This is a genomic window from Prosthecobacter sp. Pr1 (genome assembly GCF_057652315.1).
This window is the reverse complement of sequence record NZ_JBYFBS010000002.1, coordinates 530826-557818: the sequence shown is the minus strand read 5'-3', so window position 1 is coordinate 557818 and position 26993 is coordinate 530826. Positions and strand designations below refer to the sequence as shown.

Here is a 26993-nt window from a genome sequence, read left to right as displayed (position 1 = left end):
ATGACCTGGCTCCTGCTCATTCTCTGCCTCGCTCTTTCCTTCATGCTCTCCGGACTGGAGAGCGCGGTGATGGCCGTCAGCCGTGTGCGTGTGCGCCATGCAGCCAGCGCCGGCGACCGCCGTGCACGCGGCCTGCTGCCGCTGCTGGAAGACCGTGACGCCTTGATCGGCTGCATCACCGTGGCCAATCACCTCACCAATCTCGCCGCCTTCCTGCTCGTCGCTTTTCCCATCATTCACCATGCGACTCTGTGGGGCTACGTGCTGGCCTTCACGCTCGCGCTGCCTGTTTTCCTCATCGGCCTGGAGGTCATGCCCAAGAAGCTCTTTCGCAGCTATCCCTTCCGCTCCATGCGCAGTGTCTCGCCGCTCGTCCATCTCGTCGGTCTGGCGCGTCCTCTATTTCGCGTGGTGACCGGCAAAAAAAGCACCGCCACCAGTGAAGTCCCCAGCGAGGCACGGCAAACACGCGGGCGCGACGATCTGAAATCGCTGGCGCAGGAGCTCGCCGCCCAGCATCAGCTTTCTGCCAACGCCATGCATCTCATCGAACGCGTGCTCGACTACAAAAAGCTGAGCACCGGCGACATCATGCAGCCGCTGGCACGCAGCATCGCCCTTGCCGCTGAGATCCCGCTCAGCACCGCTTTGATTGTGGCCCGTGAGCAAAACTGCACGCTGCTTCCTGTGCTGGGAGACAATGGCAGCTTCATCGGCTTGCTCGACACCACCGACCTTCCCGCCGTCATCCCCCCGGACCGCCTCGTGCGCCACCATATGCGCACGCTGGATGCCATGCCCGCCAGCCTGCCTGCCCTGCACACGCTGCAGCGCATGCGCAAATCCGGCCGCCGCCTCGCCATCGTGGTGGATGAACGCCAGCAGCCCATCGGCCTTATCACGGAGGAGCGACTGCTGGAGCCGCTGATGCATTAGCGGGGATTGATGATTTACGATTTCAAGGACGGCCAAGCCGCCTGTCGAAATCGGGTTCCCAAATCATAAATCGTAAATCATAAATGGAGCCGGTTGAAAACGTCCACCGCCACCGCCATCCATAGGCCATGCCTCAGCTCGTCTTCGCCACCTCCAATGCCCACAAGACTGAAGAAGTCGCCGCTATTCTCGGAGAGGATTGGCAGGTCGAAGATCTTCGCGCTCACCCTGGTGTCACGCTGGATGAAGAGACCGGCGACACCTTCGAGGCCAACGCCATCATCAAAGCCGTGAGCGGCAGCCGGGGGGTGCCCGGCCTGCTGGTGCTGGCGGATGATTCGGGTCTTGAGGTGGATGCGCTGGACGGTGCGCCCGGTGTGCGCAGCGCACGCTATGCAGGAGAGACCGCCAATGCCGCAGACAACCGCGCGAAATTGAAAAGCGAACTCGCCAAACTGCCGCAGGACCTCCGCTTCACCGGACGCTTCCAATGCTGCATGGTTCTGGCGCGTGATGGCGAAGTGCTGCACGTCACAAGCGGCAGCGTGGAAGGCCGTCTGCTCACGGAGGAAGTGGGTGCGGGTGGCTTTGGCTACGATGCGCTTTTTATTCCTGATGGCTTTACGGACACGTTCGGTGTTCTCCCTGCGGAAACGAAGAACCAGCTCAGCCATCGTGCGCGCGCCCTCGCGGCGATGAAGGAACAACTCGCCTCACTGGCCTGAGCTTATGCGCCCGCTGATCTTCATCCTCACCCTGGCACTGGCAGGCTGCAGCACGCCTCCACCGCCCGCACCCGCGCCCGTCCAAGCAGAGTCAGGACAGCCGCCCCTCGTCCCACCCTACCCTACGGTGGAGGAAGTGGCCGTGCAGACTCCTCCGGCCAAGTCAGCTCCGACAGCAAGCTGGACGGCCATCTCCGATTTCAAAGGCCAGCCACTCGTCGGCGGTGCCTCGGTGATCGAATACAAAATCGGCCGCGAGCGCCACTCCTTCCAGGTTCAGGTCGTGGTCTTCGACGACCGCCAGTTTGATCTCAAGGTCATCGACCAGCCGGAAGACTGGTCCGGCGGCAACCGCCTCACCGACTGCATGCGCGGTGCCGCAGCCGTGGCTGGCGTGAACGGCGGTTTCTTCACGCCTGAATTCAAGCCCATGGGCCTGATGATCGCCAGTGGCAAGCGTACCGGCATCTGGCAGACGGGCCCGCTGCTCACCGGCGCGGTCATTGTCACTTCTCAGCCCCAACTGCTGTGGAATGCGGATGTGAATCCCGAAGGCACCAGTGAACTCCTGCAGGCCGGCCCGCGTCTGGTCGATGGCGGTCAGGCCGTGGCTGGACTCGATGCCAAGAAGCGCAGCACCCGCACCTTCATCGCCAACGACGGCGGCAACCAGTGGTGCCTGGGCCTCGCGCAAGACATCACCCTGAGTGAACTCGCCGAGCTGCTCACCACCCCCGGCGTCATGCCCGCATTCACCGTGAACCGTGCGCTCAATCTCGATGGCGGCCATTCCTCCGCCCTCTATTTCCGCACCAATGACGGCCGCGAACACACCCATCCCGGCTGGAGCACGGTGAGGAATTATCTGGGCATCGTGCCGAAGTGAGGGGCCACACTTCCAAGGCGGACGAAGCGCTTCCTCAGCCACAAAGACTCTAGCACCCGCCTATGCGCTGCCGCAGTTCTTCGCACTCGCGCATCGTTCTTTGGATGGCAGTGCGTTTCTCGCCGGTCTTTTTTTGAATGCGTCCGAGGAATTCCACCGTCTTGCCTTTTTCATACTTCAGATCGTCACCCGTGAGCAATGCGCAAGCTTGTTTGAGCTTGCCTTTGAGGATGTTCCAGGTGCCTTGGATTAGGATTGTGTTCATCGACGTTGCTGATTGGGGGTGGAGGAACCTCATGCCGCAAAAGCGGAAATAACGGTACCATCCTCAATTCGTCTCCACCTGCTCCAGCGGTCCCCTGAGCCACTCATCGGGGAATGTTGCATGCACTCTGCCTGGGTGACTCAGCGCTTCTCCACGGGCTTCAGAATGGCTCCCATCCAGGTGGTGAACTGGGTCATGAAATCGGGTGGCCGGGCGTGCTTGGAGACGCCTTCATAGAGCTTCAGAGTGACGTGGGCACCCAGAACCTTCTCCAAATGTTGCGCATATGCCTTGGTGAGGCCGACGTTGCCTTCATGCTCCTCAGCGCCACAAAAGCAGAAGTAAACCTGGGTGGCGTGAACCGGCAACCTCCGCTCCGCAACCTTCGGTGCCCCCATGCCTCCGGGCGACATCAGGATGGCTCCTCGATATGACTCCGGATACAGGGTGGCAAGATCCGCAGCCACCATCGCGCCTTGGGAGAAGCCGAACAATCCGACCCGGGTCAGATCCACTTTCAGCCCCGTCGTGAGCGTTTTCAGCCTGTCCTGAATGTAGGCGTGGTCTGCCACCGGCTCTTCGGACCACTGCTGCGTGTCATCGCCCAGGTCTGTGGTGGCGGGAAAGCCGAGGATCACCGCGCCGAGTGTATCGGCCAGTTTCTGCATGGCCTCCGTCGTTTCGCCGGGCATGGGGCCCAGAGGTGAATATCCACGATAACCCTGCAGCCACACGGCCACAGGCATAGGCTCCGCGGCATCCTTCGGCACAAAGATGAAAGGCTTCGGCTTGGCCGCCTCTGAGACTGTCGCTAGAAAAATGAGAAGGACGGTGGCGAGGAGGTGTTTCATGGGGAAAAGCGGCGCAGATAATCGCAAGCTATAGCCATGCGCCACTTAAGGTGCAACCACGGCCACCACGCCTCCAGTACGCAAAACCGCCTCCGACGGCTTGCACCGAAGGAGGCGGGTGAGGTTTGAACGGACGGGCGGGCTTAGGCAGCGTCTTCGTCCACGATGGCAGGCAGCGCAGGGCGCTCGGTTTCGTGGAGTTCGAAGTTGCGGTTGCTGATGAAGCCAGTGCCGGCCGGGATGAGGTGACCCATGATGACGTTTTCCTTGAAGCCGCGCAGGAAGTCGGACTTGGCAAGGGTGGCGGCTTCGGTGAGCACACGGGTGGTGTCCTGGAAGGAAGCAGCCGAGATGAAGGATTCGGTTTCGATGGAAGCCTTGGTGATGCCGAGGAGGACAGGCTCTGCCTCTGCAGGCTTGCCGCCTTCTTCGGAAACACGGTTGTTTTCCTTCTCGAACTCGCCGCGGTCGATCTGGTCGCCCCAGAGGAACTCGGTGTCGCCGGTGTCGGTGACCTTCACCTTGCGCAGCATCTGACGGATGATGATCTCAACGTGCTTGTCATTGATTTCCACACCCTGAGCGCGGTACACTTCCTGCACTTCGTTGACCAAGTGCTCGCGGAGAGCCTGTGGGCCAAGAATTTCGAGGAGGTCATGCGGAACGACTGGACCGTCGGTGATCTGGTCGCCTTTGCTGACGTGGTCGCCGTTGAACAGCAAGATGTGCTTGCTGCGGGGGATGAGATGTTCTTCCTGCTGGCCGGTCTTGTTGTCGGTGACGATCACGCGGCGCTTGCCACGGACCAGACCGCCGATTTCAACCACACCGTCGATACGGGCGATTTCGCAGGCGTCCTTCGGCTTGCGGGCTTCGAAGAGTTCGGCCACACGAGGAAGACCACCGGTGATGTCCTTCGTCTTGGAGGCCTTACGAGGCGTCTTGGCGATGGTGGTACCAGCCTCGACCTTCTCGTTGTTCTTCACGCTCAAGTGAGCGCCCGCTGGAATGGTGTAGCTGGCGAGAACTTCGTGCGTCTTCGGATTCACCACGACGACCTGCGGATGGAGGTCTTCCTTGTGCTCGATGACGACGGTTTCTTCGTTGCCGGTGGACTCGTTCTTTTCCTTGGTGATCGTGATGCCGGAGATCATGTCGCGGAACTCCAGCTTACCAGCCTTCTCGGTGATAATCGGCACGTTATACGGATCCCAAGTGACGACCTGCTGGCCCTTCTTGACCTTGCCACCGTCTTCGACGGAGATAACGGCACCCGTGACCAGCTTGTGGCTTTCGAGTTCGCGACCGTCGTCGTCATGGATGGAGAGGATGCCGTTCTTGGTGAGGGCGATCCAGGTGCCTTCGATCGTGGTAACCGCACGCATGTCGGTGTATTTGACGGTACCAGCGTTTTTGACGTTGATGAAGGGCTGCTTGAAGGAGGCCGTGGCAGCACCACCCACGTGGAAGGTACGCATGGTGAGCTGCGTTCCGGGTTCGCCGATGGACTGTGCGGCGACGATGCCGACGGCTTCGCCGATCTTCGCCATGCGATGCGTGGCGAGGTGGAGGCCGTAGCACTTCGAGCAGCAGCCGCGCTTGCTTTCGCAAGTGAGCACGGAGCGGATCTTGAGCTTCTCGACGCCGATCTTCGCAAGGTGAGCGGCTTCTTTTTCGGAAGCGAGCTGACCTGCCTTGATGACGATGCTCTTGTCCACGGGATCATGGATCGTTTCGCAGGAGACACGGCCATAGACGCGGGTCTTGAGATCAACGATTTCTTCGTCACCCTGATAGATGGAGGAGAGCGTGATGCCGTTGACGGTGCCGCAGTCTTCCTCAGTGACGATGACGTCCTGGGACACGTCGACGAGCTTGCGGGTCATGTACCCGGAGTCAGCCGTCTTCAGAGCGGTATCGGCAAGGCCTTTACGAGCACCGTGAGTGGAGATGAAGTATTCGAGCACGCTCAGACCTTCACGGAAGTTCGAGGTGATCGGACGTTCGATAATTTCACCGGAAGGCTTGGCCATCAGACCGCGCATGCCGGCAAGCTGCTTGATCTGCGTACGGTTGCCTCGGGCGCCCGAGTTCACCATGACGTAGAGCGGATTGTGGTGCTTCTTGCCCTCGTTGTATTCCAGGGTGCGGAAGAGTTCGTCGGCGACGATTTCACCCACCTGCGTCCAGATGTCGATGATCTTCTGATAGCGCTCACCGTTGGTGATAATACCACGGCGATACTGCTTCTCGATTTCTTCGATCTGCTTGTAGGCGTTTTCAAGACCAGCGGCCTTGGCGGTCGGGATGACCATGTCGGTGATACCGATGGAGCAACCGGAACGGGTCGCTTCGCGGAAGCCGAGCTGCTTGAGACGGTCCAGCGCGTGGACGGTTTCCTTCTGGCCCACGGTCTGGAAACAACGCCAGATGATGTCGGAGATCTGCTTCTTGCCGACGGTGGTGTTGATGAAGCCGAGGCCTTCAGGCCAGGTTTCGTTGAAGAGAACACGACCTGCGGTTGTCTCGATGACAGCCTTGGTAGGATCGCCATAAGGACGCTTCGGCAGATTCCAGTCGGGATTGCGGAAACGAATCTTGTCGTTCACCGTCAAGCCGCCTTCGGAAATGGCGAATTCAACTTCAGGGGCGTCATTGAAGATCGGCACGCGACCTTCCACATCACCCTTCTTGGCCTTGGCGTCTTGGTTCGGGAACTCACGCAGGTAGGTAAGGAAGTAGCAACCCAGAGGAATGTCCTGGGAGGGATTCATCACCGGCTTGCCGCTGGCAGGGCTGAACAGGTTGTTCGGCGCAAGCATGAGCAGGCGGGCTTCCATCTGAGCTTCGATGGAAAGCGGGACGTGAACGGCCATCTGGTCACCGTCGAAGTCGGCGTTGTAGGCCGTACAAACGAGGGGATGCACGCGAATGGCCTCACCTTCGATGAGCTTCGGCTCGAAAGCCTGGATCGAAAGACGATGGAGCGTCGGAGCGCGGTTGAGGAGAACGGGGTGCCCCTTGGTCACTTCGTCCAGAATGTCCCACACTTCAGGCGTGCGGCGTTCGATCATCTTCTTCGCGGAGCGCACGGTGTGCACCAGGCCCATCTCCTTGAGACGGCGGATGATGAAGGGTTCGAACAGCACGAGGGCCATCTTCTTCGGCAGACCGCATTGGTGCAGCAGAAGGTCAGGTCCGATCACGATGACGGAACGGCCGGAGTAGTCGACGCGCTTGCCGAGAAGGTTCTGACGGAAGCGGCCGGACTTGCCCTTGAGCATGTCGGACATGGACTTCAGCGGGCGGTTGCCTGCGCCGGTCACCGGACGGCCATGGCGGCCGTTGTCGAACAAGGCGTCCACAGCTTCCTGCAGCATGCGCTTTTCGTTGCGGATGATGACATCCGGCGTGCGGAGCTGAAGGAGGTTCTTGAGACGGTTGTTGCGGTTGATGACGCGACGATAGAGGTCGTTCAAGTCGGAGGTGGCAAAGCGGCCGCCTTCGAGGGGGACGAGGGGGCGAAGGTCTGGCGGGATGACCGGCAGCACTTCCAGAATCATCCACTCAGGACGGCTGTGGCTTTCGGCAAAGCCCTGGCAGAGCTTGAGGCGCTTGGCGAGCTTCTTGCGGATCTGCTTGGAGCGCGTCTTGGTCATCGCCTCTTCGAGTTCCTTGGTCACTTCGGCCAGGTTGAGCTGGGCGAAGATGTCACGGATGGCCTGAGCACCCATGCCGACGCGGAAGGCGTCTGCACCGTACTGCTCTTCGGCTTCACGAAGGTCGACTTCGGTCAGGAGCTGGCCGCGCTGAAGCGGGGTGCTGCCTGGATCGATGACCATGTAGTCTTCATAGTAGATCACGCGCTCCAGCGAACGGGCGGTCATGTCGAGCATGAGGCCGATGCGGGAAGGCATGCACTTGTAGAACCAGATGTGCGTCACCGGCACGGCGAGTTCGATGTGGCCCATGCGCTCGCGACGAACGCGGGAAAGGGTCACTTCGACGCCGCAGCGATCGCAAACGACACCCTTGTGCTTGATGCGCTTGTACTTGCCGCAGGCGCACTCCCAGTCACGGGTGGGTCCGAAGATACGTTCGCAGAAAAGGCCGCCCTTTTCTGGCTTGAACGTACGGTAGTTGATGGTTTCTGGATTCTTAACTTCACCGGAGGACCAGGAGCGGGTGCGGTCCGCAGAGGCGATGCAGATCGACACATAGTCGAACTCCTCGCCGTGTTGGGGTTCCCCGAAGATTTCTTTCAAGCTCGCGTCAGCATTCATGATGTGTGGAGATGGGTGGCAGGTTTTTGCGCTGGGTTTCTGGGGGAAGGAGGGTTAGGCACCCGCCGAGGAGGCAAAGTTTTCAAGGGCTTCCACATCTGCATTGGCGTTGGCGCGCTTGTGCACCTTGACGTCAAGACCGAGGGACTGCATTTCCTTGATGAGCACGTTGAAGGACTCAGGCGTGCCGGCTTCAAGAGCGTGGTCGCCTTTGACGATCTGCTCATAGATGCGCGTGCGGCCCTGAACATCGTCAGACTTGACGGTGAGGAGTTCCTGCAGCGTGAATGCGGCACCGTAGGCTTCAAGGGCCCACACTTCCATTTCCCCGAAGCGCTGGCCGCCGTATTGGGCTTTACCACCCAGAGGCTGCTGCGTGACGAGCGAGTAAGGTCCGACCGCACGTGCGTGGATCTTATCGGCGACAAGGTGGTTCAGCTTCAGCATGTAGATGTAGCCGACGACGACATCGAGGCTGAAGGCGTCACCTGTGCGGCCGTCGAAGAGCTTCGACTTGCCGTTGAGGCCCATCCATTCATACCCAGGAACCTTCTTGGCTTCCTTGATGTATTCCATGATCTTGGTTTCGGGGATACCATCGAACACCGGGGTGGCGATCTTCATGCCCAAGGCCTTGGCGGCGAGGCCGAGGTGGGTTTCAAGCACCTGACCCACGTTCATGCGTGATGGCACGCCGAGGGGGTTCAGCACGATGTCAACAGGCGTTCCGTTTTCGAGGAACGGCATGTCTTCTTCAGGAACAATGTTGGCGACGATCCCCTTGTTTCCGTGGCGGCCGGCCATCTTGTCACCCACCGAAAGCTTGCGCTTGCTGGCGAGGAAGACGCGCACCTGCTTGACCACGCCGCTGTCGGCGGTGTCTTCGCTGGACTCGATCTTGTCGAGGTTGCGCTCACGTTCCATGTCGGCGTCAGAGAACTTCTGTTCGAAGGTCTGGATGATGTCGAAGATCTTGTTACGGATCGGGCTCGGATCGATTTCGATGGTGTCGTAGCTTTCGGCCACGTGACGAAGCATCGTCTTGGTGATCTTCTTGTTCGCGCCGACGAGGGGCTCGCCGGTCTGACCGTTCACGATGTCGAGAGGGATCTTCTCGTTGAGAAGGATGTCAGAGAGACGCTCGGTGAGCTGCTCGGTGAGGTCTTCCTTCTTCGCACGATAGTCTTCTTCGATCTGCTTGATGTGCTTCTTGTACTCGGACGGGGAGAGCTTCTCCTTCTCAGAGTCAGCACCCATGCCGCGCTGGGCGATGCGGACATCCATGATGATGCCGGTGCAGCCGGAGGGCACGCGCAGGGAGGTGTCCTTCACGTCAGCGGCCTTCTCACCGAAGATGGCGCGCAGGAGGCGCTCTTCAGGGGCGAGTTCGGTTTCGGACTTCGGAGTGATCTTGCCGACGAGGATGTCGCCAGGCTTCACTTCAGCACCGATGCGCACGACGCCCTGGGCGTCGAGGTTCTTCAGCGCTTCATCACCGACGTTCGGGATGTCACGCGTGATTTCTTCCGGCCCGAGCTTGGTGTCACGTGCGATGACTTCAAAGTCTTCGATGTGGATGGAGGTGTAGATGTCCTCCTTGACCACGCGGCGGCTGATGGTGATGGCATCTTCGAAGTTGTAACCGTTCCAAGGCATGAACGCGACGAGCATGTTCTTGCCGATGGCAAGCTCACCCTGGTCGGTGCAAGGACCGTCGGCGATGACATCGCCCTTCTTGATCTTCTGACCGCGCTTCACCAGAGGCTTCTGGTTGATGCAGGTGCCGGCGTTCGAGCGGCCGAACTTGCGAAGAGGGTACACGTGGGTGCCCTTGTCTTCGTCGGTCACGCACGACTTGATCGGGTTTTCGAGGAACTTGTCGTCCTTGACGGGCAGGTTGCCGTCCTTGGTGACGATGATCACGTCAGCCGTCGCAGCGGCGACGGTGCCGTTGGCGTCAGCGACGATCACGGAGCGTGAGTCACGGGCGGCCTTGCCTTCCATGCCGGTGCCGACGAGCGGGGACTCACCTTCAAGGAGAGGCACGCCCTGGCGCTGCATGTTGGAACCCATCAGAGCGCGGTTGGCGTCATCGTGCTCAAGGAACGGGATGAGCGCGGCAGCCACGGAGACGAGCTGCTTTGGCGACACGTCCATGAGGGTGACGAGCGCGGGCTCGACTTCGATGAACTCGCCGCGGTAGCGGACGGTGATCTTGCTGCCTTTGAAGTTGCCTTTTTCGTCGATCGGATTGTTCGACTGGGCGATGTAGTGCTTCTCTTCCTGGTCGGCGGTGAGATACTCGATCTTCTCGGCCACGACGCTGTCCTTCACCGGACGATACGGCGTTTCGATGAAGCCGAATTCGTTGATGCGGGCATAGCTGCCGAGGGAGTTGATCAGACCGATGTTCGGACCTTCAGGAGTCTCAATCGGGCAGATACGGCCGTAGTGGGACGGATGAACGTCACGAACTTCGAAGCCGGCGCGGTCACGGTTCAGACCGCCAGGCCCGAGTGCGGAGAGACGACGCTTGTGGGTCAGTTCGGCCAGAGGATTGATCTGGTCCATGAACTGGGAGAGCTGGCTGCGGCCGAAGAAGTCACGCACGACGGCGGAGAGCGCCTTCGGATTGACGAGCTTGGCAGGAGTCATGGTGTCCATGTTCACGTCGAACAGGGTCATGCGCTCTTTCACCAGACGCTCGGTGCGGGAAAGGCCCACGCGGCACTGGTTGGCGAGGAGTTCGCCCACGGCACGCACACGGCGGCTGCCGAGATGGTCAATATCATCCAGAATGCCCTGACCTTCACGCAAGTGGAAGAGGTAGCGCAGAGCGGAGATCACGTCCTCAGCGGTGAGGATGCGGGTCTCGGTGTCGATCTTCAGCGAGAGCTTCTGATTGATCTTGTAACGGCCGACGCGGGTGAGGTCATAACGCTTCGGATCGAAGAACAGGCGCTTCACAAGGGCGCGTGCATTCGGCGTGGTGGGCGGATCGCCCGGACGCAGACGGCGGTAGATTTCCTTGAGGGCTTCATCTTCATCCTTGGCGGTGTCTTTGCGCAGGGAGGTGATGAGGAGATCGTCCGGGGAAGCGGTGACGACCTTGACGGACTTGTGACCAAGCTGGATGAGCTGGCGGATGACGCCGGAGGTCAGCGGCTCGTAGGCACGGGCCACGATGAGTTCGCCGTCCAGGATGTCCTTGAAGAGGATCTTGGTGGCGACTTCTTCTTCGGAGAGGCTGTCCTTGAGCTTGAGGTCCTGGATTTCGTAGAAGAGCTTGAGGATGTCCTCATCGCCCGGGAAGCCGATGACGCGCAGGAGCGTGGTGGCCAGGAACTTGCGACGACGGCGGCGGCGGTCGAGATAGACGTAGAGGAGGTCGTTCGTGTCGAACTGCACTTCCAGCCAGGTGCCGCGGTCAGGGATGATGCGGAAGCCGTGGAGCCAGCGGCCATTGAGATGCTGGCTGGTTTCAAAGCAGATACCGGGGGAACGATGGAGCTGGGAGACGACCACGCGCTCTGCACCGTTGATGACGAAAGTGCCGCGCACCGTCATGAGGGGGATTTCACCCATGTACACGCGTTCCTGCTTCGCACCCTGCTCGTCCTTGAGCTCATAGGTCACGTACAGCGGGGCGCTGAAAGTCTCGGCCTCATGGATGGCTTCGAGGGAGCTGAGCTTGGGCTCGCCGATTTCGTACATGACGAAATCGAGCGTCATCTTCTCATCATAGCTGGTGATCGGGAAGACCTCCCGGAACACGGCCTGGAGGCCGAGGTCTTTGCGCTTCGAGGGCAGGATGTTTTTCTGGAGAAATTCCTCGTATGAGCGGAGCTGGATCTCGATGAGATTTGGGGGCTCGGCGACTTCGTGGATTTTGCCAAAGTTGGTGCGCTGGGACATAAGGCAGTGATGAGGCGGTTAGGGGGCGATGGGCGGTGGCACGGGATGCGGAAGGGGAGTTCCGCGAAGCAACAAAAGAGCAATGTCAGGCGGCCAGCCCGGCATTACTTGCGATTGTCGCGAAAACGAAGCAGCCGGAATCCAGGTGTGAGCCGGGATTCAGGCCATGAAAATTGTCAGAAGCAGGCGGCACTTCGCGTGGTGTCCCGGAACCGTAGCACTGGCTGCGGAGGTTCAAGCGGGGATCACGGGCGGTTGCGGGCATGCGATGGAACGAAACGAACGGGGGATTGAGACTGACTCTAACTTGAAAAGGCTCCTGACCGCGCGGCGCTGCGGATGATGGCAGACGCCACGCGGAAAAGAGCAGGAACGTGAGACTACTTGATCGTGATCTTGGCGCCAGCGGCTTCCAATTTCTTCTTGATCTCTTCGGCTTCTTCCTTTTTGCAGCCTTCCTTGAGGGTCTGCGGAGCGCTTTCGACAAGCTTCTTCGCTTCTGCAAGGCCAAGGCCAGGAACAACGCCGCGGACTTCTTTGATGACGCCAATCTTGTTGGAGCCAGCTTCGGTCAGGATGACGTCGAACTCGGTCTTCTCTTCCACTGCAGCAGCAGGGGCAGCACCACCAGGGCCGGCGGCAGCGACAGGAGCAGCGGCGCTAACGCCCCACTTCGTTTCGAGGGATTTCACAAGTTCGGCAACTTCCAGGACGGTAAGTGTGCTCAGTTCTTCAACGATTTTATTCAGGTCAGCCATAGTATTTTGTCGGTGTCGCCGCGGTCCGCAGCTGCGGATAAATTAAGAGCAAAAGCTTTTGCTCCGGCGAGGAACCATTGGGTGTTGGGGTATTCAGGCCGTTTGACGGGCCATCTAATCAAATGGGGTTTACGCGGGTTGTTCAGCGGGGGCAGCCTCAGCAGCAGGAGCGGCTTCAGCAGCAGCAGGGGCAGCTTCTTCAGCAGGAGCGCCTTCTTTGTCGACCTTGGCCTGGAGCACGCGGGCGAGGGCGGAACCAGGAGCCTGGAGCACACCGAGGAGCTGGGCGAGGAGCACTTCGCGGGAAGGCAGATCGGCAAGGACCTTGATGGCGGCGGTGTCCAGAAGGTTGCCGTCGAGGACGCCAACTTTCATCACCGGCTTTTCAAACTCGGCCTGGAAATTCTTGAGGATCTTGGCGGCACCGAAGACATCCTTGGCACCCGTCACGAAGGCGCTCTGGCCTGTGAGGTGGGCACCCAGATCACCAGGATAGCCGGCCTTTTCAGCAGCCTTCTTCACCAGGTTGTTTTTGAAGACGTGAATCTCCGATCCGACAGCGCTGAGGCGCTTGCGCAGTTCGGCGAATTTCGCGACCTTCAGGCCGGTGTAATCCACGACGAACAGGAATGGGGAGGCATTGACCCGCTTCAGAAGGTCATCAATGAGCAATGTTTTGAGTTCTTTCATGATACAGTGCTTCTATAAATTAGAGTTTGACGTACTTCGACACGTCGATGCGGAGAGCAGGTGACATGGTGGCGGCGAGGGTGATGGTTTCGACGTAGCGGCCACGGGCGGAGGCGGGCTTGGCGCGCACCACGGCTTCGATGAGGGAGGTGGCGTTTTCAGCGATCTGGGCCACTTCGAAGGAAGCTTTGCCGACGGAGGAGGCGATGTTGCCATTCTTGTCGAGCTTGAAGTCGGCACGGCCTGCTTTGACGGCCTTGACGGCGGCGGCGGTGTCTTCCGTGACGGTGCCGGTACGAGGATTTGGCATCAAGCCACGAGGTCCGAGCTGCTTACCGAGTTTGCGAACTTCATTCATCGCAGCCGGAGTGGCGATGGCGACGTCGAAGTCGGTGAAGCCTTCCTTCACCTTGGCGATGAGGTCTTCGTTGCCGACGATGTCAGCACCGGCGGCCTTGGCGGCTTCAGCAGCGGCGCCCTGGGCGAAGACGGCGACGCGCACAGTCTTGCCGGAGCCGTGAGGCAGGGGGCAGGTGCCACGAACCATCTGGTCGCTCTTCTTCGGATCCACACCCATGCGGAACGACAGGGTGACGGTCTGGTTGAACTTGGTGCCAGGGAGTTTGCGCAGGAGCTCGGCCGCTTCTTCAAGCGTGAATGCCTTGCCTGCCGGAACCATCTCGGCTGCTTTCTTGTAACGTTTGCTTCTCTTTTGCATGGTAGGTGTGCAGTGGTGGCGAACTGTGACGTTCTCCTGCTTCGGTTGAAGTGATTAGTCGATGATTTCGATGCCCATCTGGCGAGCGGTACCCGCCATGATGCGGGACGCCATGGTGAGATCGGAAGTGTTGAGGTCGGCGATCTTGAGCTTGGTGGCTTCAAGAAGCTGGGCCTTGGTGATTTTGGCGACCTTGATCTTGTTCGCTTCCTTGGAGCCGCTGGCGATGTTCGCGATCTTCTTCAGGAGGTTGGAAGCAGGAGGCTGCTTGGTGATGAAGGTGAAGCTCTTGTCCTTGTAAACCGTGATCACGGTTGGAAGGACGTCTCCGCCGAGCTTGGAAGTGGCGGCGTTGAACTCCTTGCAGAAGGCCATGATGTTCACACCGGCCTGACCGAGAGCAGGGCCGATGGGCGGTGCGGGGTTGGCGGCACCAGCTTTGATCTGGAGCTTGATGAGTTTGATGATTTCCTTGGCCATGTCTTTGTGTTCCTTGCTTGCTTGAGTTGAGATTCAGGGGGCGGCGGGTCGGCTTATGCCTTCTCGACCTGCCAGTATTCGAGATCGACCGGTGTGGAGCGCCCGAAAATATTGACGGAGACGCGCAGCACGCCGCGTTCCGGATCGATTTCCTCGACGATGCCGTTCTGGCTTTCGAAGGGACCGTCGGCCACACGCACGGTGTCACCGAGATTGAAGGCGATTTTGGGCACGGCGCCGTCGGCCTTGTCGCCCACCTGGGCCAGCATGGCCTCGACTTCCTTGGCGCGCATCGAGATCGGGTGATCCTTGGTGCCGGCGAAGTTCAGGACGCCGTCGGTTTCCTTGACGAAGTACCAGGTCTTTTCGATCAGGCGGTTGTGCTCATCGAGGAGATGGCAGTTGGCGATGACGTAGCCGGGGAAGAACTTGCGGTTGCTTTCGGAACGCTTGCCTTTCTTCACTTCGGCCACGCGCTCCATCGGCACGAGAACCTGGAAGACGTAGTCACCCATCTCCTCTTTCTCAATGCGGCGGAGCATGCTGTCACGGACCTTCTGTTCAAGGCCGGAGCGGACGTGGATGACAAACCACTGGTCGCGAGGTGCGGGGATAGCTCCCATAAGAGAATTTGGAAAAAGGGGTGGGTGGGGAAAAACGGAGAATTAGGCACCCAGCTTCTGCGCGGCCTCAAAGGCCCACTTGAAACTGATGTCAAACGCTGCAACGAAAGCTCCGAGGAGGATCATCGCGATGAAGACCACCACTGTGGATTCAATCAGTTCGCGATATTTGGCAAAGCCCTTTTCTTTAGGATCCCAGGGCCATGTGGCCTTCTTGAGTTCAAGGATGACTTCGCCGATGTATTTGCGGATGCGACTCATGTGAAGCGTTTCGTTTTCTGCGGATGTTTCCGGGGAATTTTCGCTGGCAGGCCAGGAGGGACTCGAACCCACAACCAACGGTTTTGGAGACCGCTACTCTACCAATTGAGCTACTGACCTGTGTTAGCGAGAAAGACTTCCCGGAATGGATAACGGATGGAATCAAATTTGCAAGTCCGGCGCCTCTTTCCTCTCCCGGCTGGGAGACGAAATCACCGCCGGGTCTGTGCGCCAGACCCGGCGGGATTCGAGACAAACGAACTAAAGCGGACTAGTCAAGGATGTTGGCAACGCGGCCAGCACCCACGGTTTTGCCACCTTCACGGATAGCGAAACGGATGGTCTTTTCCATGGCGATCGGGGTGATCAGCTCGACTTCGATCGAGACGTTGTCACCAGGCATCACCATTTCCACGCCTTCTGGAAGCTTCACGCTGCCGGTCACGTCCGTGGTGCGGAAGTAGAACTGCGGGCGGTAGTTGTTGAAGAAAGGGGTGTGGCGGCCGCCTTCGTCCTTGGAAAGAACGTACACCTCAGCGGTGAACTTCTTGTGAGGAGTGACGGAACCTGGCTTGGCGATGACCTGACCGCGCTCGATGTCGGTCTTCTTCGTGCCGCGAAGCAGAAGGCCGACGTTGTCGCCTGCACGACCTTCGTCGAGCAGCTTGCGGAACATTTCGATGTCGGTGACGGTGGTCTTGACGGTCGGACGGATGCCGATGATTTCGACTTCGGACATCTTCTTGATGATGCCACGCTCGACACGACCGGTGCAGACGGTACCACGACCTTCGATCGCGAACACGTCTTCAACTGGCATGAGGAAGTCCTTGTCGATCGGACGCTCTGGCAGCGGGATGTAGCTGTCCACAGCTTCCATGAGCTTGAGGATGTTGGCTTCGTGCTCAGCATCGCCTTCGAGGGCCTTGAGAGCGGAACCCTTGACGATCGGGATGTCGTCACCTGGGAAGTCGTACTTGGAAAGGAGGTCGCGAACTTCCATCTCGACGAGGTCGAGGAGTTCTGGATCGTCCACCATGTCCACCTTGTTCATGAACACCACGAGGGCAGGAACGCCGACCTGACGGGCGAGCAGGATGTGCTCACGGGTCTGGGGCATCGGGCCGTCAGCGGCGGAAACGACGAGGATACCACCGTCCATCTGAGCGGCGCCGGTGATCATGTTCTTCACATAGTCAGCGTGTCCGGGGCAGTCGACGTGAGCATAGTGACGCTTGTCGGTCTCATACTCCACGTGGGCGGTGTTGATCGTGATGCCGCGTTCCTTTTCTTCAGGAGCTGCGTCGATCTGGTCGTATGCACGTGCCTGGGCGAAGCCTTTCTTGGAAAGGACGGTCGTGATGGCGGCGGTCAGGGTGGTCTTGCCGTGGTCAACGTGGCCAATCGTGCCGATGTTGACGTGCGGCTTGTTGCGTTGGAATGCTTCTTTAGCCATGGGTGGAGTTAGTTGAGGGGGTGCGCTTGGGACTGGTTCGTTTGTCGTGTTTCGAAGATCCCCACGGACTGCCACTGGAGCTGTTAGAGGGACTTGAACCCTCGACCTCGTCCTTACCAAGGACGTGCTCTACCACTGAGCTATAACAGCGTAACCGGCGGCGGTTTGGTGAGAAACCTCCTCCTCTTTCGACAAGAAAACCGGGGATAAAACAACCTCCATGACTGGCGTCAGGAGACAGTACACCCCGGCTTTGTTCCGAAAAAGTGGCGCGATACTAGGACGATTGGGGGCACAGTCAAAGACTATTTCGACTGTTTGCGAAAGAAAGACGAATATATTTTCGTCATTCACCTTCCTCCCGCTGCCCGGCTGTTCTCACTTTAGGGCTTGGTTATGAGGGCTTCAGGTTCATACTCTGGGCTGGAAAATGCGCCACTCCCCTTCCCATGGGCAGGCTTCTTCACTCCCGCAACTAGCAGCCGCCATGCGCCTCGTCCTCGCCAGCCTTGTATTCCTGCTGCTGCTCACCGGTCTGCACGGAGCGGATGAGACGGCAATGCTCAAAAGCCTCGTGAAAAACGCCCGTGCTGGAGACCAGGAGGCACTGGCACCGCTGAAGGATCTGCACGCACAAAAGCTGGCTGGCGATGCGGTGCTCTCCCTCGTGGGAGACAAGCGCGTGGGCCTGGGCATGAAGCTGCGCCTGGCGGAAATCGTGGCCGAATGGCCTGCAGGCGAAGGGCGCAAAGCCTTGGTGGACTGGCTTGCGAAGCACCCCGCCTGCGATGACGACGCCCTGATGTTTTTTTCAGGCGCGAACCTGATGGAGACGCGCACCTATTTCTGGAATCTGCTCGCGCAGGCGAGAGGCCCGCTCTCAGCGGTGAAGGAGCCGGAGCGCATCGCCCTCGCAGCCCGGGCGCTGGGCGCGTTTGAGGACAATCCGGACCCCGTGGTGGCCCGCGTGGCCACGCTGCTGGAGCCAGCCAATGCCCACGTGATGCGTGCCTGCGCAGCCGAGGCTCTGGGCGGCATGCGCAGTGCCGTGGCGCTGCAGTCCCTCCTGCCCTATCTGAACGACGAAGCCATCGGCGATGCCGTGCACGCCTCGCTGTTTCAGCTCACCGGTCAGGACTTCGTGGACGACCCGGAGAAATGGAAGGCGTGGATCACTGCGCAGGGCACGAGCATCCCGTGGAAAATGCTGCCCCGCAGCGAATACGCGGACTTCCTCAAGCTGCTCAAGCCGCTGGAGGAAGATCCCGCCGTGAACATGGCCTCGTTTTACGGCCTGGAAATCCGGGGCAAGGGCGCGCTCTTCATCCTGGATGTGAGCGGCAGCATGAGCCGCGACGACCGCATCGGCAAGCTCAAGGGGCAGATGAGCAACCTCCTCACCGCGCTGCAAAACAAGCCCGCCAGTCTGCGCTACGGCATCCTCACCTTTGGCGAAACCGTGGACTCCTGCTTCTCCTCACGCGGCATGGCGCTGAACGACGAGAAGAACCACAAGCAGGCCGTGCAGTTCGTGGATCGCATCCAGGCCGACGGCGGCACGCCCATGTGCCAGGCCTTCAGCCACGCCCTCACCCGCATCCTCCCTGAGGGCAACATCGACACCCTCGTCTTCCTCAGCGACGGCCAGCCCAGCGACGGCACCCCTGCCATGGTGCTGGATCTCGCCCAGCGCATCCACACCCAGTACAAGGTGCGCATCCACTGCATCAGCATCGGTGAGGAAGCTGAGCCCGGCAGCACCGAGCCCTCCTTGCTCAAGCAGATCGCGGATGCGTGCGGCGGGACGTTTACGGTGCCGCCGTGAGAGGTGGGTGATTGGGGGGGGATCCTTGATGCCGATGCCGCCAAGGCCAAACACGGGAACCTTGGAAAAGAGGGAAAGCGATGGGGCCGCACCCACGCTGGGACGAAGGAATCTACGGACGCGCACAACGCGTCCCTACCGAGCGCTGCGTGCTGCGGCACCTCAGGGATGGTAGGGAACCGCTGCGCCGGGTCCGTGATTTCGGGTCTGCAGCGTCTCAGGCGCTCAAAAAGGTGCGCCGTCCTTGGAGCAATGATCATTGCATGGACCGCCTTGCTCAGACGCCACCCGCCAACATCAGCGCCGCCCTCCCCTGAGTTGCCGGTTTCCACGCCTAAGCACGGCAACTCGGCAACTCGACCTTTCAGAAATCGCAAACCTGCGCAAACAGAAGCCGCCGATGGCACTGCGTGGCAATCCATGGTATTTCATGGCTGTAAAAGGCCGACCCTCACGGCAACTTATGGCCTCCTGCTGGTTGCCATGATTTCTGGGCGTGCAAGCTGCGGCTCAGGATGATCCCTTTCCTCCAGCAGCGAACGCGGAGACTTCCACTGTTTCCACCGTTTCAACGGGGGCTGGTGTGAGAACAATCCTGCGCCGGCGGGCCATGGCAGGCTCCGAAGCGTGAGCAAAAAACATGGCAACCAAAACACCCCTTTTGGTTGCCGTCTTTGGCGCTTTCACGGCCTCAATGGATTGCATCGGCCTGCACTGCGTTGCCGCCTCATGCATCCCGTTGCCACTTCCTGCCCCAAATTTTCGGGCTGTCTTATCCCCTCGGTTGCCGGTTGCCCACCCTAGATTCTCGCGATGGCAACTGGCAACCATCGGCGGTGTGGCTTCGCCTGCCGACACATGACTTCCACTGTTTCCACCGTTTCAACGGGGGCTGGTGTGTTTCCGACCCAAGGCCGCAGAAGAAAGTTCGCCAACTTCTCCACATTCGCCGGGGGGGGATGTACACACGCAGCATGCCAGGTGGACAAACACCTCCTCGTTGACCGCCATTTTTTCCGCTTTTCCTGTGGCATGTGTTTCCATCTCCGGCTTCCCTGCCGCATGCACACCGAGCTCCAGCCCCTCGACGCCCTGCGGGATGAATGGCAGGCCCTCCAGCCTTTGTCGGCGGAGAACGTGACACGCCTGTGGAAAAAGCTGCGCCTGGAATGGAACTACCACTCCAACCACATCGAAGGCAACACCCTGACCTACGGTGAAACAGAACTCCTACTGCTGCATGACCGCACCACCGGCAACCACAGCCACCGTGAGTATCTGGAGATGAAGGCCCACGATGTGGGTATCGAACACGTGCGAACTCTCGCTGCAGACAAAGACCGCCTCATCTCCGAGAGCGACATCCGCGATCTCAACCGCATCATCCTCAAAGAGTCCTTCTGGAAGTCCGCGGAAACAGCGGACGGCCAGAGCACACGCAAGGAGATCATTCCTGGCCAATACAAGACCACCCCCAACAGTGTGCGTCAGGCCAACGGTGAAATCATGAGCTTTGCCAGCGTGGAGGAAACACCTTCACGCATGGGCGACCTCGTGACATGGCTGCGCCAGGAGTTGACCTCCCCCACCCTGCCCATCGCCGCCTGCATCGCCAAGCTCCATCACGACTTCATTGTCATTCACCCCTTTGAAGACGGCAACGGCCGCGTGGCCCGCCTTCTGGTGAACTACGTGCTCATCCGCAGCGGCTACCTGCCCCTCATCGTCCGCACCGATGAAAAGGAAGCCTACCTCACCGCCCTGCGCCTCGCAGACGCTGGCGAACTCTCCGCCCTCATGACCTACCTCCAGCGCCGCCTGGAGTGGTCGCTGCAGTTAGGCATCAAGGCCGCCAAAGGAGAAAGCATTGAAGAGCCCAGCGACCTGGAAAAGGAGGTGGCCATCTTTGTACGGAATCAGCAGGGACCAAAGGGTGAAAAAAAGCGGTCAGCAGAGTCACTACGTGTACTTTTTGATGTAGGGCTCCGGGAGTTCATTGAAAAGTTTGACGTGAAGCTCAGTAAGCTCGCACCCCTATTCACGGATCACACCGTGACGGCTCTGCCACATAAACTCAACGATAGCGAAAGTCCCGTTAAACCGTTGGAGCACATGATCCAATTTCCCGATCATATTTCTGTATTCTTAGTGCAGCATCATTTCCGTGGTTACGGAGGCCAAGCCCCAGCTCCGTTTGATATTCAGATCGGATTTGAAATGTACTTTGGTGACTATCGCTACACAATAAAGATCAACGATCAGGAGCAGCTGCGCAGGTCATACACCGAGCCACTCCTCCCAGACGAAGCCGAGAGCCTTGCCAACAAAGCCCTGGCCCACGCCTTCGCTGAGATTAAAAAACTCAGCGGCAGTAAGGAATGAACACCGCCATTGGGTAGCAATCATGAACAGCATTCAATTAAGCGCATGCATGGTTGTGGATCAGGCTGGATGTCCACGAGCCACGCGACAGCGTCTTGGACTGCGGTGGCAGAGATGCACGGCGCAAGCCTGCATCGGCGACACCGCTTTCGTGAGGTGTTGAATGCTCTTGGGCCTTACCTTGCCGTCCGGCCTGCGAAAGCGGCGTCGCGCCAAGGCTTACCGCACGCATTGATTGATTCGCTGCGCTCACCCTTTGGGCTCCTTGCAGTCGTCTGACTCACTTCGTTCGGCTCGCTCCGCTCACCCTTCGGGCAGCCTGCGGCTGTCTACCTTCGCTGCGCTTCGGTTCCAAGACGCTGTCGCGCCGTTCCAGCCTCCATTCGCACAGAGCCAACTCACACCAGCCCCCGTTGAAACTGTGGAAACAGTGGAAGTCTCCCATCGGCAGACTGCGCCCGCCCCCCGCTGGTTGCCGGTTGCCATCGCGAGAATCTAGGGTGGGCAACCGGCAACCAAGGTGCTCACGGCCCACGCCAGACACTGTGCAGGAGACTGCAGCAGGACGCAGCCGTTGGAAAACGGTGGCAATGCGATGCAAGCCGCTGAAGACGCTCAAGTCCGAAAGCACCTCCAAGGATGGCAACCAGAAGGGGGGGTTGGGTTGCCATGGTTTGTGGGCATGCCCTGCATGCTTCTACGCCTTCCATGGCCCACTCGGCATCGGTTTGATTCACACACTCCCCCGTTGAAACGGTGGAAACAGTGGAAGCCTCCCATTGGCAAGCGGAGCCTCAGCGACGCGAGTTGCCAAGTTGCCATGCTGAGGTGTGGAAACTCGGCAACTTCGGGGCGGCTCTGATGCAGGCAGGCCGCGTGTGAGCAAGCCGCCCCCTGCATTTTCATCGCCTCACGGACGGCGCACCTTTTTGAGAGCCTGCGGGGGACACAGACCCATAATCACGGACCCGCACAGCGGTTCCCTACCACCCCGAAAACGCCGCAGGGGATGGTAGGGACGAGTTGTGCGCGTCCGTAGATTCCTTCGTCCCAGCGTGCGGTGTGGCCCCATCGTCCCCCCCCTTTTCACGGTGCCCGCGTTTGAGCCTCTGGGCGGTGAAGGCATCGGGAACGAAACCCATGCAACGTTTCCGAAAGAGAATGAAGATTCCGCATTCAATATCCAGCGGCGCTACAGGATCGAGGACGAGAAGGAGAACGAGGACGAATCATCCCCCCGCACTCCCCGCTTGAGCCTTTCCGCCCCTTGCACTAGTTTGCGCCACCATGAAAATCATCGCCTCTTTCCTCATTGTCGCTGTTTTCTCCCTCGCTTCCTGCCGTGGCAGTGGCGGGCCCATGACGCGTGCGGGCCGTGGTGTGGACCACGCCATCCACAAGACCGGTGAAGGCATCGAGCACGTGGGCCGCAAGATCGAGAGCAAATTCTGAGGCGCAGCCCGCTGCGACCCCCGAATGCTTCCTGCCAGCACCTTCCTCATCACCGGGCCCACGGCCTCGGGCAAAACGGCCTTGGCCATCGCCCTGGCGAAGCACGTGGGCGGGGAGATCGTGAATGCGGATGCCTTTCAGCTCTACGCGGGCATGGACCTCCTCACGGCGAAGCCTTCCCCGGCGGAGCTGGCGAGCGTGCCGCACCATCTCTATGGGGTGATCCCTCTCACGGAGGCCTGCGATGCGCAGCGCTACCACGCGCTGGCACTGCCAAAGATAGAAGACATCGCCGCACGTGGCCGCGTGCCCATCGTGGTGGGTGGGTCCGGGCTTTATATCAAGGCGCTCACCCACGGCCTCTCTCCCCTGCCCGCCGCCTCGCCGCAGCTCCGGGCGCAGTTTCAGCACCTCAGCCCCGGCGAGAAAATCGTGTGGCTGCTGCAGCGCGATCCCGAAGCCGCCACCACCGTGAACCTGCGCAATCCCCGCTACGTGGAGCGTGCGCTGGAGATCTGCCTGCTCTCCGGCCGCCCGCAGTCCGGCCTGCGGCGCTCCTTTGAGCAGGCCGAGCCGCAGGTGAATGGCGTCATCCTCACCTGGGACCGCGAGACGCTCTACCGCCGCATCAATCAGCGCACGCTGGACATGGTTGCCGCCGGGCTCATCGAGGAAGTCCGCGCGCTGGGCCCGCTCTCCCCCACGGCGGAAAAGGCCATCGGCGTGCGGGAAATCCGCGCGCATCTGGCCGGGAACGTTTCGCTGGAAGACACCCTCGCCGCCATCCAGCAGGCCACCCGGCACTACGCCAAGCGACAAATCACGTGGTTTCGGCGCGAGCGCTGCTTCCAAACGATTTGCCTCGATTCCGTTCCGGCGGCAGAGTACGCACTCCCCCATCTCCTCGAACTTTTTCCATGCCTCCGCCCGTCCAGCCCGTCCGCCCCGTCTTCGTCAATCTAGGCCCACGCAGCTACCTCGTTCAGGTCGGTCGCGACATGCTCAAAACGCTGGGTGAAGAGGTGAACAAAAAGCTGCCGGACCGCACCAGCTGTGCCGTGGTCACGGATTCAAATGTGGGCCCGCTCTACGCTGAGAAGGTGCTGCAAAGCCTGCGCGATGCCGGCAAAAAGCCCCACCTCATCACCGTGCCTGCCGGGGAGTCCTCCAAATCCCTCACCTGGAGCGAGTCCGTGCTCAGCGAGATGGTGCGCTTTGGCCTGGACCGCAAGAGCTTCGTCGTCGCCCTCGGCGGCGGCGTCATTGGCGATCTGGCAGGCTTCTGCGCCTCCGTGTACCAGCGCGGCATTCCTTATGTACAGGTGCCCACCACCGTGCTCTCCCAGGTGGACAGCTCCGTGGGCGGCAAGACTGGCGTGAACCTGCCCAATGCGAAAAACATGGTCGGCTGCTTTCACCAGCCGGTGCACGTCATCGCGGATCTCGACACCCTCAGCTCCCTCCCCACCCGCGAGTGGAACGAAGGCTTTGCGGAAATCATCAAGCACGCCTGCATTCGCGATGAGTCCATGTTCAAGGCCATCGAAGACATCGCCGCCGGCAAGGGAGACATCGTCGGCCTCATCCGCCGGAACATCGCCATCAAGGCCGTCATCGTGGAGGCCGATGAGTACGAGACCATCGGCACCCGCGCCCTGCTGAATTTCGGCCACACCCTCGGCCATGCCATCGAAGCCGCCGCAGGCTATGGCAGGCTGCTGCACGGCGAGGCCATCAGCCTCGGCCTGCGCGCCGCCGCCTGGCTCTCCACCCAGGTCTCCGATCTCACCAGCGACCATTACGAGCGCATCCTCAACCTCCTCAAGCTCTGCGATCTCCCCCTGCGCCTGCCGGACGATCTCGACACCGAAGAGATCATGCGCATCGCCCGCACCGACAAGAAATTCGAAAACGGCAAGATCCGCTTCGTCCTCCTGCGCAAGATCGGCGAAGCCTACGTGAGCAAGGATGTCCTTGAAGGGCATTTGAAGCAGGCGCTGGATGAGCTGAGAAAGTAGGGGGGGCCTCTGAGCCGTAGGATGGGTGTGGCGACAGCCCACCCGTCTGCGAGCGTACGGCAAGCACCATGGAGTACGGACGTCCTCGCAGTCGGGCGGTTTGGCGAAGAGCCCATGTGTGATAGCGAGACTCACACTCGCCAAACACACCCAACCTACGATCCGGACCGGACACCCCTCCGCAACTCTTCGACTTTTTTGCTTCTTTTTGCGCCTCTTTGCGGCCACTCTCCCGTCCGTCACTCCTGAATGCGCTTCCTCACCCCCAGCTACCTGCACCTCCTCTGGCTCGCGCTGATCCCGCTGGTGCTGTGGCTCTTCCGCCGGCAGGCGAAGCGGGTGCCGGTTTCCACGCTGCTGTTTTTCAAATCGCTCGCGCGTGAGCACCAGGAGTCCGCGTGGCTGCGCCGCATCAAGAAATGGCTCTCGCTGCTGCTCACGCTGCTGGTGCTGCTTTTCGCCATCCTGGCGCTGGCACGGCCCAGCGGGAATCTCTCCGCCGATGCCATCAGCGCCGTCGTCATGGTGGTGGACTGCTCCGCCTCCATGGCCGCGCAGGATCTGCAAGGCCAGACCCGGCTGGACGCCGCCAAGCAGCGCGTGAAGGAACGCATCCGCGCGCTGCCAGACCAGACCGTGGTATCCCTCATCGCCTTTGATTCGCGCGCCCGTGTGCTCCTCTCCCGCAGCCGCAACCACCGCGAGTGCCTGCGCCTGCTCGAAGAGCTCACTCCCACGCCCATCGAGGGCAAACCGGAGTCGGCACTGACCGTGGCCCAGCGCCTCGCGGATCTCGAAACCCACTCCCGCATCTGGATGGCGAGCGATGCACAGCCTTCATCAACGAGTGCGGTCGATTGGATTCCCGTGGCCCTCAAGGAGCCGCTCAACGTGGGCCTCACCGGCTTTCAGATCCGCCACAGCCCGCTGGCGCGTGATCGCTACGAGGCCTTCGTGAAAGTCAGCGCCTCAGCCGCCAACAAGGACAAGGCCACCACCACGCTCGAAATTTCCATCGCCGGGCGCATCGCTCAGTTGCGTGAGCTGGATCTCGCCCCCGGTGAATCCAGCGCTCTCATCTTGCCGCTGGAAGGCGTGCGCGGCCAGCAGATGGAGATCCGCCTGAAGACCGCCGGCGACTGCTTCGGCTGGGACGACGGCCTCGCTGCACCGCTGCCCAAAACGAGACCTCTCACCGTCGCGTGGTTTGCTGACAAGCCCGATCCCTTCACCGAGCTCGCGCTCTCCGCCCTCATCGAAAACGGCCGCATCGAAATGCGCAAAGGCGACCCCAAGGCCTGGCCGCCGAAGGAGCAGCCCGACGTGTTTGTGTTTGAAAACTGGCTGCCCAAGGAACTGCCCACAGACCGCCCGGTGATCGCCCTCACCCCGCAGAGCAGCTCCGGCCCGCTGCAGGCACGCTCCATTAAGAGCATCCCGCATGACAGCGTGCGCTCCGTGCAGCCGGATCATCCCCTGCTCTTCCGCGCCAGCAGCAGCCGCATCGCCGTCACGCAGACAACGCTGCTCAAACTGCCCGCCTCGGTCGAGCCGCTGTGGTTTGCCGGCAACGAGCCCGTGCTCGCCGCCGGAGAGTTCAACGGCCAGCGCCTCGTGGTCACCGCGTTCTCGCCCTCGCAGTCCGAGCAGCTCGCCCTGCTGCCCTCGTTTCCGCTGATCCTCGGCAATGCGCTCTACTGGTGCGCCGAAAACAGCGAAGCCCTCACCGACATGCGCACCCTGCACACCGGCGAGATGCTGCACACCGACAGCCTCGTGCAATGGCACGCGTGGAACGGCGAGTCCTTCATCGAAGTGTCCGACGATCCCGCGCACGGCCTCCTCGCGCTGAACCGCATCGGCAGCTGGGAAACCGGCAAAGACCGCAGCGGCGCCTGCGCCCTGATCTCCGCCGCCGAAACGAACCTCCCCGCCCTCGCCGCCGATGCCGCGCATTCCGTTCAGCCAACTGCCCCCGTCATCACCGCCTCCGCCTTCAGCACCTGGCCCAAGCGCCTGATCTGGCTCGCGCTGGTCCTGCTGCTGGCCGAGAGCTTTCTGTTTCACCGCAAGGCGGTGTATTAGCGGAACGTTTTTTGGAGCGCCAAATTTATTCCGCAGCAGGTCGCAAGCACGCTGCGGGTGGGGCTTTGCTTTGAGCATCACAAACACGCTGGCCCCGAGACGTGAAGGAGGAGCAGGTGAAGCGCGGACTTTTGTGAGTAGCGGAGTGCTGCGGAATAAATTCCGCGCTCCTTAATTACCCCGCCCTTGAAAACTTGTTCACAGCCGCTACGATTATTCACAGGAAAAACGTCCTGAAAAATCCCACATCTTGTTTAAGATGTCTTAATGATCCCCAAGATAGCGTGGATTTTTGCGTTCGCTCTTGCGGGCATCCGGCGCGGAATGGTTCAGTCCTTCTCAGTCCTTCTCAGTACTCACCGCGAAGTCATTCGTCCTTCGGAT

Annotated in this window: 21 protein-coding genes and 2 tRNA genes; 9 read left to right on the top strand and 14 right to left on the bottom strand. The window is 60.3% G+C overall.

What is annotated here, in order from left to right:
• The 3 genes from AC24GY_RS05130 (at position 1) to AC24GY_RS05120 (ending at position 2547) form a co-directional block, all read left to right on the top strand.
• Positions 1-936 carry a CNNM domain-containing protein gene (locus tag AC24GY_RS05130; RefSeq protein ID WP_487680855.1) on the top strand — a complete coding sequence of 312 codons (936 nt, stop codon included), beginning with the start codon at positions 1-3 and terminating at the stop codon, positions 934-936.
• 128 nt (positions 937-1064) lie between these two features.
• Entirely contained in the window at positions 1065-1661 is a 597-nt protein-coding gene (locus tag AC24GY_RS05125; RefSeq protein ID WP_487680853.1) for a non-canonical purine NTP pyrophosphatase, read from the top strand.
• Between the two features lie 4 nt (positions 1662-1665).
• Complete coding sequence (locus AC24GY_RS05120; protein WP_487680851.1) at positions 1666-2547, top strand: phosphodiester glycosidase family protein; 882 nt, start codon at positions 1666-1668, stop codon at positions 2545-2547.
• Positions 2548-2596: 49 nt separating this feature from the next.
• Here AC24GY_RS05120 and AC24GY_RS05115 read toward each other — a convergent pair whose 3' ends face one another.
• From AC24GY_RS05115 to AC24GY_RS05050, 14 genes are all read right to left on the bottom strand, one after another.
• Positions 2597-2812: a CsbD family protein gene (locus AC24GY_RS05115; RefSeq protein WP_487680850.1), complete on the bottom strand. Its 216-nt coding sequence runs from the start codon at positions 2810-2812 to the stop codon at positions 2597-2599.
• Between the two features lie 140 nt (positions 2813-2952).
• Positions 2953-3663 carry an alpha/beta hydrolase gene (locus tag AC24GY_RS05110; protein ID WP_487680848.1) on the bottom strand — a complete coding sequence of 237 codons (711 nt, stop codon included), beginning with the start codon at positions 3661-3663 and terminating at the stop codon, positions 2953-2955.
• Between the two features lie 143 nt (positions 3664-3806).
• Positions 3807-7946, bottom strand: coding sequence for a DNA-directed RNA polymerase subunit beta' (gene rpoC, locus AC24GY_RS05105; protein WP_422320806.1), 4140 nt, complete (start codon positions 7944-7946; stop codon positions 3807-3809).
• Between the two features lie 54 nt (positions 7947-8000).
• Positions 8001-11861, bottom strand: coding sequence for a DNA-directed RNA polymerase subunit beta (rpoB, locus tag AC24GY_RS05100; RefSeq protein ID WP_487680846.1), 3861 nt, complete (start codon positions 11859-11861; stop codon positions 8001-8003).
• Positions 11862-11946: 85 nt separating this feature from the next.
• Positions 11947-12126, bottom strand: a complete 180-nt coding sequence (locus tag AC24GY_RS05095; protein WP_487680844.1) for a hypothetical protein — start codon at positions 12124-12126, stop codon at positions 11947-11949.
• A gap of 115 nt (positions 12127-12241) precedes the next feature.
• The gene (rplL, locus tag AC24GY_RS05090; protein WP_487680842.1) at positions 12242-12619 is read right to left on the bottom strand and encodes a 50S ribosomal protein L7/L12; all 378 of its coding nucleotides are present in this window, start codon (positions 12617-12619) and stop codon (positions 12242-12244) included.
• A gap of 129 nt (positions 12620-12748) precedes the next feature.
• Positions 12749-13309: a 50S ribosomal protein L10 gene (gene rplJ, locus AC24GY_RS05085; protein ID WP_487680840.1), complete on the bottom strand. Its 561-nt coding sequence runs from the start codon at positions 13307-13309 to the stop codon at positions 12749-12751.
• Positions 13310-13328: 19 nt separating this feature from the next.
• Positions 13329-14027: a 50S ribosomal protein L1 gene (gene rplA / locus AC24GY_RS05080; RefSeq protein WP_487680838.1), complete on the bottom strand. Its 699-nt coding sequence runs from the start codon at positions 14025-14027 to the stop codon at positions 13329-13331.
• 54 nt (positions 14028-14081) lie between these two features.
• On the bottom strand, positions 14082-14507 hold the full coding sequence (rplK, locus tag AC24GY_RS05075) for a 50S ribosomal protein L11 (RefSeq protein WP_422320810.1): 426 nt from the start codon (positions 14505-14507) through the stop codon (positions 14082-14084).
• Positions 14508-14560: 53 nt separating this feature from the next.
• The gene (gene nusG / locus AC24GY_RS05070) at positions 14561-15130 is read right to left on the bottom strand and encodes a transcription termination/antitermination protein NusG (protein WP_422320811.1); all 570 of its coding nucleotides are present in this window, start codon (positions 15128-15130) and stop codon (positions 14561-14563) included.
• Between the two features lie 42 nt (positions 15131-15172).
• Positions 15173-15391: a preprotein translocase subunit SecE gene (locus tag AC24GY_RS05065; RefSeq protein WP_397384804.1), complete on the bottom strand. Its 219-nt coding sequence runs from the start codon at positions 15389-15391 to the stop codon at positions 15173-15175.
• Positions 15392-15435: 44 nt separating this feature from the next.
• Positions 15436-15511: transfer RNA gene (locus AC24GY_RS05060), tRNA-Trp, on the bottom strand.
• A 151-nt stretch (positions 15512-15662) separates the two neighbouring features.
• A complete protein-coding gene (gene tuf, locus AC24GY_RS05055; RefSeq protein WP_395734230.1) occupies positions 15663-16847 on the bottom strand; it encodes an elongation factor Tu in 1185 nt (394 codons plus the stop codon).
• 75 nt (positions 16848-16922) lie between these two features.
• Positions 16923-16997 (bottom strand) — tRNA-Thr (locus AC24GY_RS05050).
• 337 nt (positions 16998-17334) lie between these two features.
• Between AC24GY_RS05050 and AC24GY_RS05045 the strand changes: the two genes are divergently transcribed.
• The 6 genes from AC24GY_RS05045 (at position 17335) to AC24GY_RS05020 (ending at position 26609) form a co-directional block, all read left to right on the top strand.
• Positions 17335-18672 carry a VWA domain-containing protein gene (locus AC24GY_RS05045; RefSeq protein WP_487680835.1) on the top strand — a complete coding sequence of 446 codons (1338 nt, stop codon included), beginning with the start codon at positions 17335-17337 and terminating at the stop codon, positions 18670-18672.
• Positions 18673-19734: 1062 nt separating this feature from the next.
• Positions 19735-21054, top strand: coding sequence for a Fic family protein (locus tag AC24GY_RS05040; RefSeq protein ID WP_487680833.1), 1320 nt, complete (start codon positions 19735-19737; stop codon positions 21052-21054).
• A 1287-nt stretch (positions 21055-22341) separates the two neighbouring features.
• On the top strand, positions 22342-22506 hold the full coding sequence (locus AC24GY_RS05035) for a hypothetical protein (RefSeq protein WP_422320256.1): 165 nt from the start codon (positions 22342-22344) through the stop codon (positions 22504-22506).
• 24 nt (positions 22507-22530) lie between these two features.
• Complete coding sequence (gene miaA / locus AC24GY_RS05030; RefSeq protein ID WP_487680831.1) at positions 22531-23469, top strand: tRNA (adenosine(37)-N6)-dimethylallyltransferase MiaA; 939 nt, start codon at positions 22531-22533, stop codon at positions 23467-23469.
• Positions 23424-24524, top strand: a complete 1101-nt coding sequence (aroB, locus tag AC24GY_RS05025) for a 3-dehydroquinate synthase (RefSeq protein WP_422315583.1) — start codon at positions 23424-23426, stop codon at positions 24522-24524. Before miaA ends, aroB begins: the two co-directional genes overlap by 46 nt.
• A gap of 249 nt (positions 24525-24773) precedes the next feature.
• Positions 24774-26609: a vWA domain-containing protein gene (locus tag AC24GY_RS05020; RefSeq protein ID WP_487680829.1), complete on the top strand. Its 1836-nt coding sequence runs from the start codon at positions 24774-24776 to the stop codon at positions 26607-26609.
• The last annotated feature ends 384 nt before the right edge of the window (positions 26610-26993 follow it).

Excerpts from the sequence above, each read along its gene's own strand:
- AC24GY_RS05115 (WP_487680850.1), bottom strand. The coding sequence starts at position 2,812 with ATGAACACAATCCTAATCCAAGGCACCTGGAACATCCTCAAAGGCAAG.
- AC24GY_RS05130 (WP_487680855.1), top strand. The coding sequence starts at position 1 with ATGACCTGGCTCCTGCTCATTCTCTGCCTCGCTCTTTCCTTCATGCTC.
- rplA (WP_487680838.1), bottom strand. The coding sequence starts at position 14,027 with ATGCAAAAGAGAAGCAAACGTTACAAGAAAGCAGCCGAGATGGTTCCG.
- AC24GY_RS05020 (WP_487680829.1), top strand. The coding sequence starts at position 24,774 with ATGCGCTTCCTCACCCCCAGCTACCTGCACCTCCTCTGGCTCGCGCTG.
- rplL (WP_487680842.1), bottom strand. The coding sequence starts at position 12,619 with ATGGCTGACCTGAATAAAATCGTTGAAGAACTGAGCACACTTACCGTC.
- tuf (WP_395734230.1), bottom strand. The coding sequence starts at position 16,847 with ATGGCTAAAGAAGCATTCCAACGCAACAAGCCGCACGTCAACATCGGC.
- rpoC (WP_422320806.1), bottom strand. The coding sequence starts at position 7,946 with ATGAATGCTGACGCGAGCTTGAAAGAAATCTTCGGGGAACCCCAACAC.
- AC24GY_RS05120 (WP_487680851.1), top strand. The coding sequence starts at position 1,666 with ATGCGCCCGCTGATCTTCATCCTCACCCTGGCACTGGCAGGCTGCAGC.
- miaA (WP_487680831.1), top strand. The coding sequence starts at position 22,531 with ATGCTTCCTGCCAGCACCTTCCTCATCACCGGGCCCACGGCCTCGGGC.
- AC24GY_RS05045 (WP_487680835.1), top strand. The coding sequence starts at position 17,335 with ATGCGCCTCGTCCTCGCCAGCCTTGTATTCCTGCTGCTGCTCACCGGT.
- AC24GY_RS05065 (WP_397384804.1), bottom strand. The coding sequence starts at position 15,391 with ATGAGTCGCATCCGCAAATACATCGGCGAAGTCATCCTTGAACTCAAG.
- aroB (WP_422315583.1), top strand. The coding sequence starts at position 23,424 with ATGCCTCCGCCCGTCCAGCCCGTCCGCCCCGTCTTCGTCAATCTAGGC.
- rplJ (WP_487680840.1), bottom strand. The coding sequence starts at position 13,309 with ATGAAAGAACTCAAAACATTGCTCATTGATGACCTTCTGAAGCGGGTC.
- rplK (WP_422320810.1), bottom strand. The coding sequence starts at position 14,507 with ATGGCCAAGGAAATCATCAAACTCATCAAGCTCCAGATCAAAGCTGGT.
- AC24GY_RS05035 (WP_422320256.1), top strand. The coding sequence starts at position 22,342 with ATGAAAATCATCGCCTCTTTCCTCATTGTCGCTGTTTTCTCCCTCGCT.
- rpoB (WP_487680846.1), bottom strand. The coding sequence starts at position 11,861 with ATGTCCCAGCGCACCAACTTTGGCAAAATCCACGAAGTCGCCGAGCCC.
- AC24GY_RS05095 (WP_487680844.1), bottom strand. The coding sequence starts at position 12,126 with ATGCCCGCAACCGCCCGTGATCCCCGCTTGAACCTCCGCAGCCAGTGC.
- AC24GY_RS05110 (WP_487680848.1), bottom strand. The coding sequence starts at position 3,663 with ATGAAACACCTCCTCGCCACCGTCCTTCTCATTTTTCTAGCGACAGTC.
- AC24GY_RS05125 (WP_487680853.1), top strand. The coding sequence starts at position 1,065 with ATGCCTCAGCTCGTCTTCGCCACCTCCAATGCCCACAAGACTGAAGAA.
- AC24GY_RS05040 (WP_487680833.1), top strand. The coding sequence starts at position 19,735 with ATGCACACCGAGCTCCAGCCCCTCGACGCCCTGCGGGATGAATGGCAG.
- nusG (WP_422320811.1), bottom strand. The coding sequence starts at position 15,130 with ATGGGAGCTATCCCCGCACCTCGCGACCAGTGGTTTGTCATCCACGTC.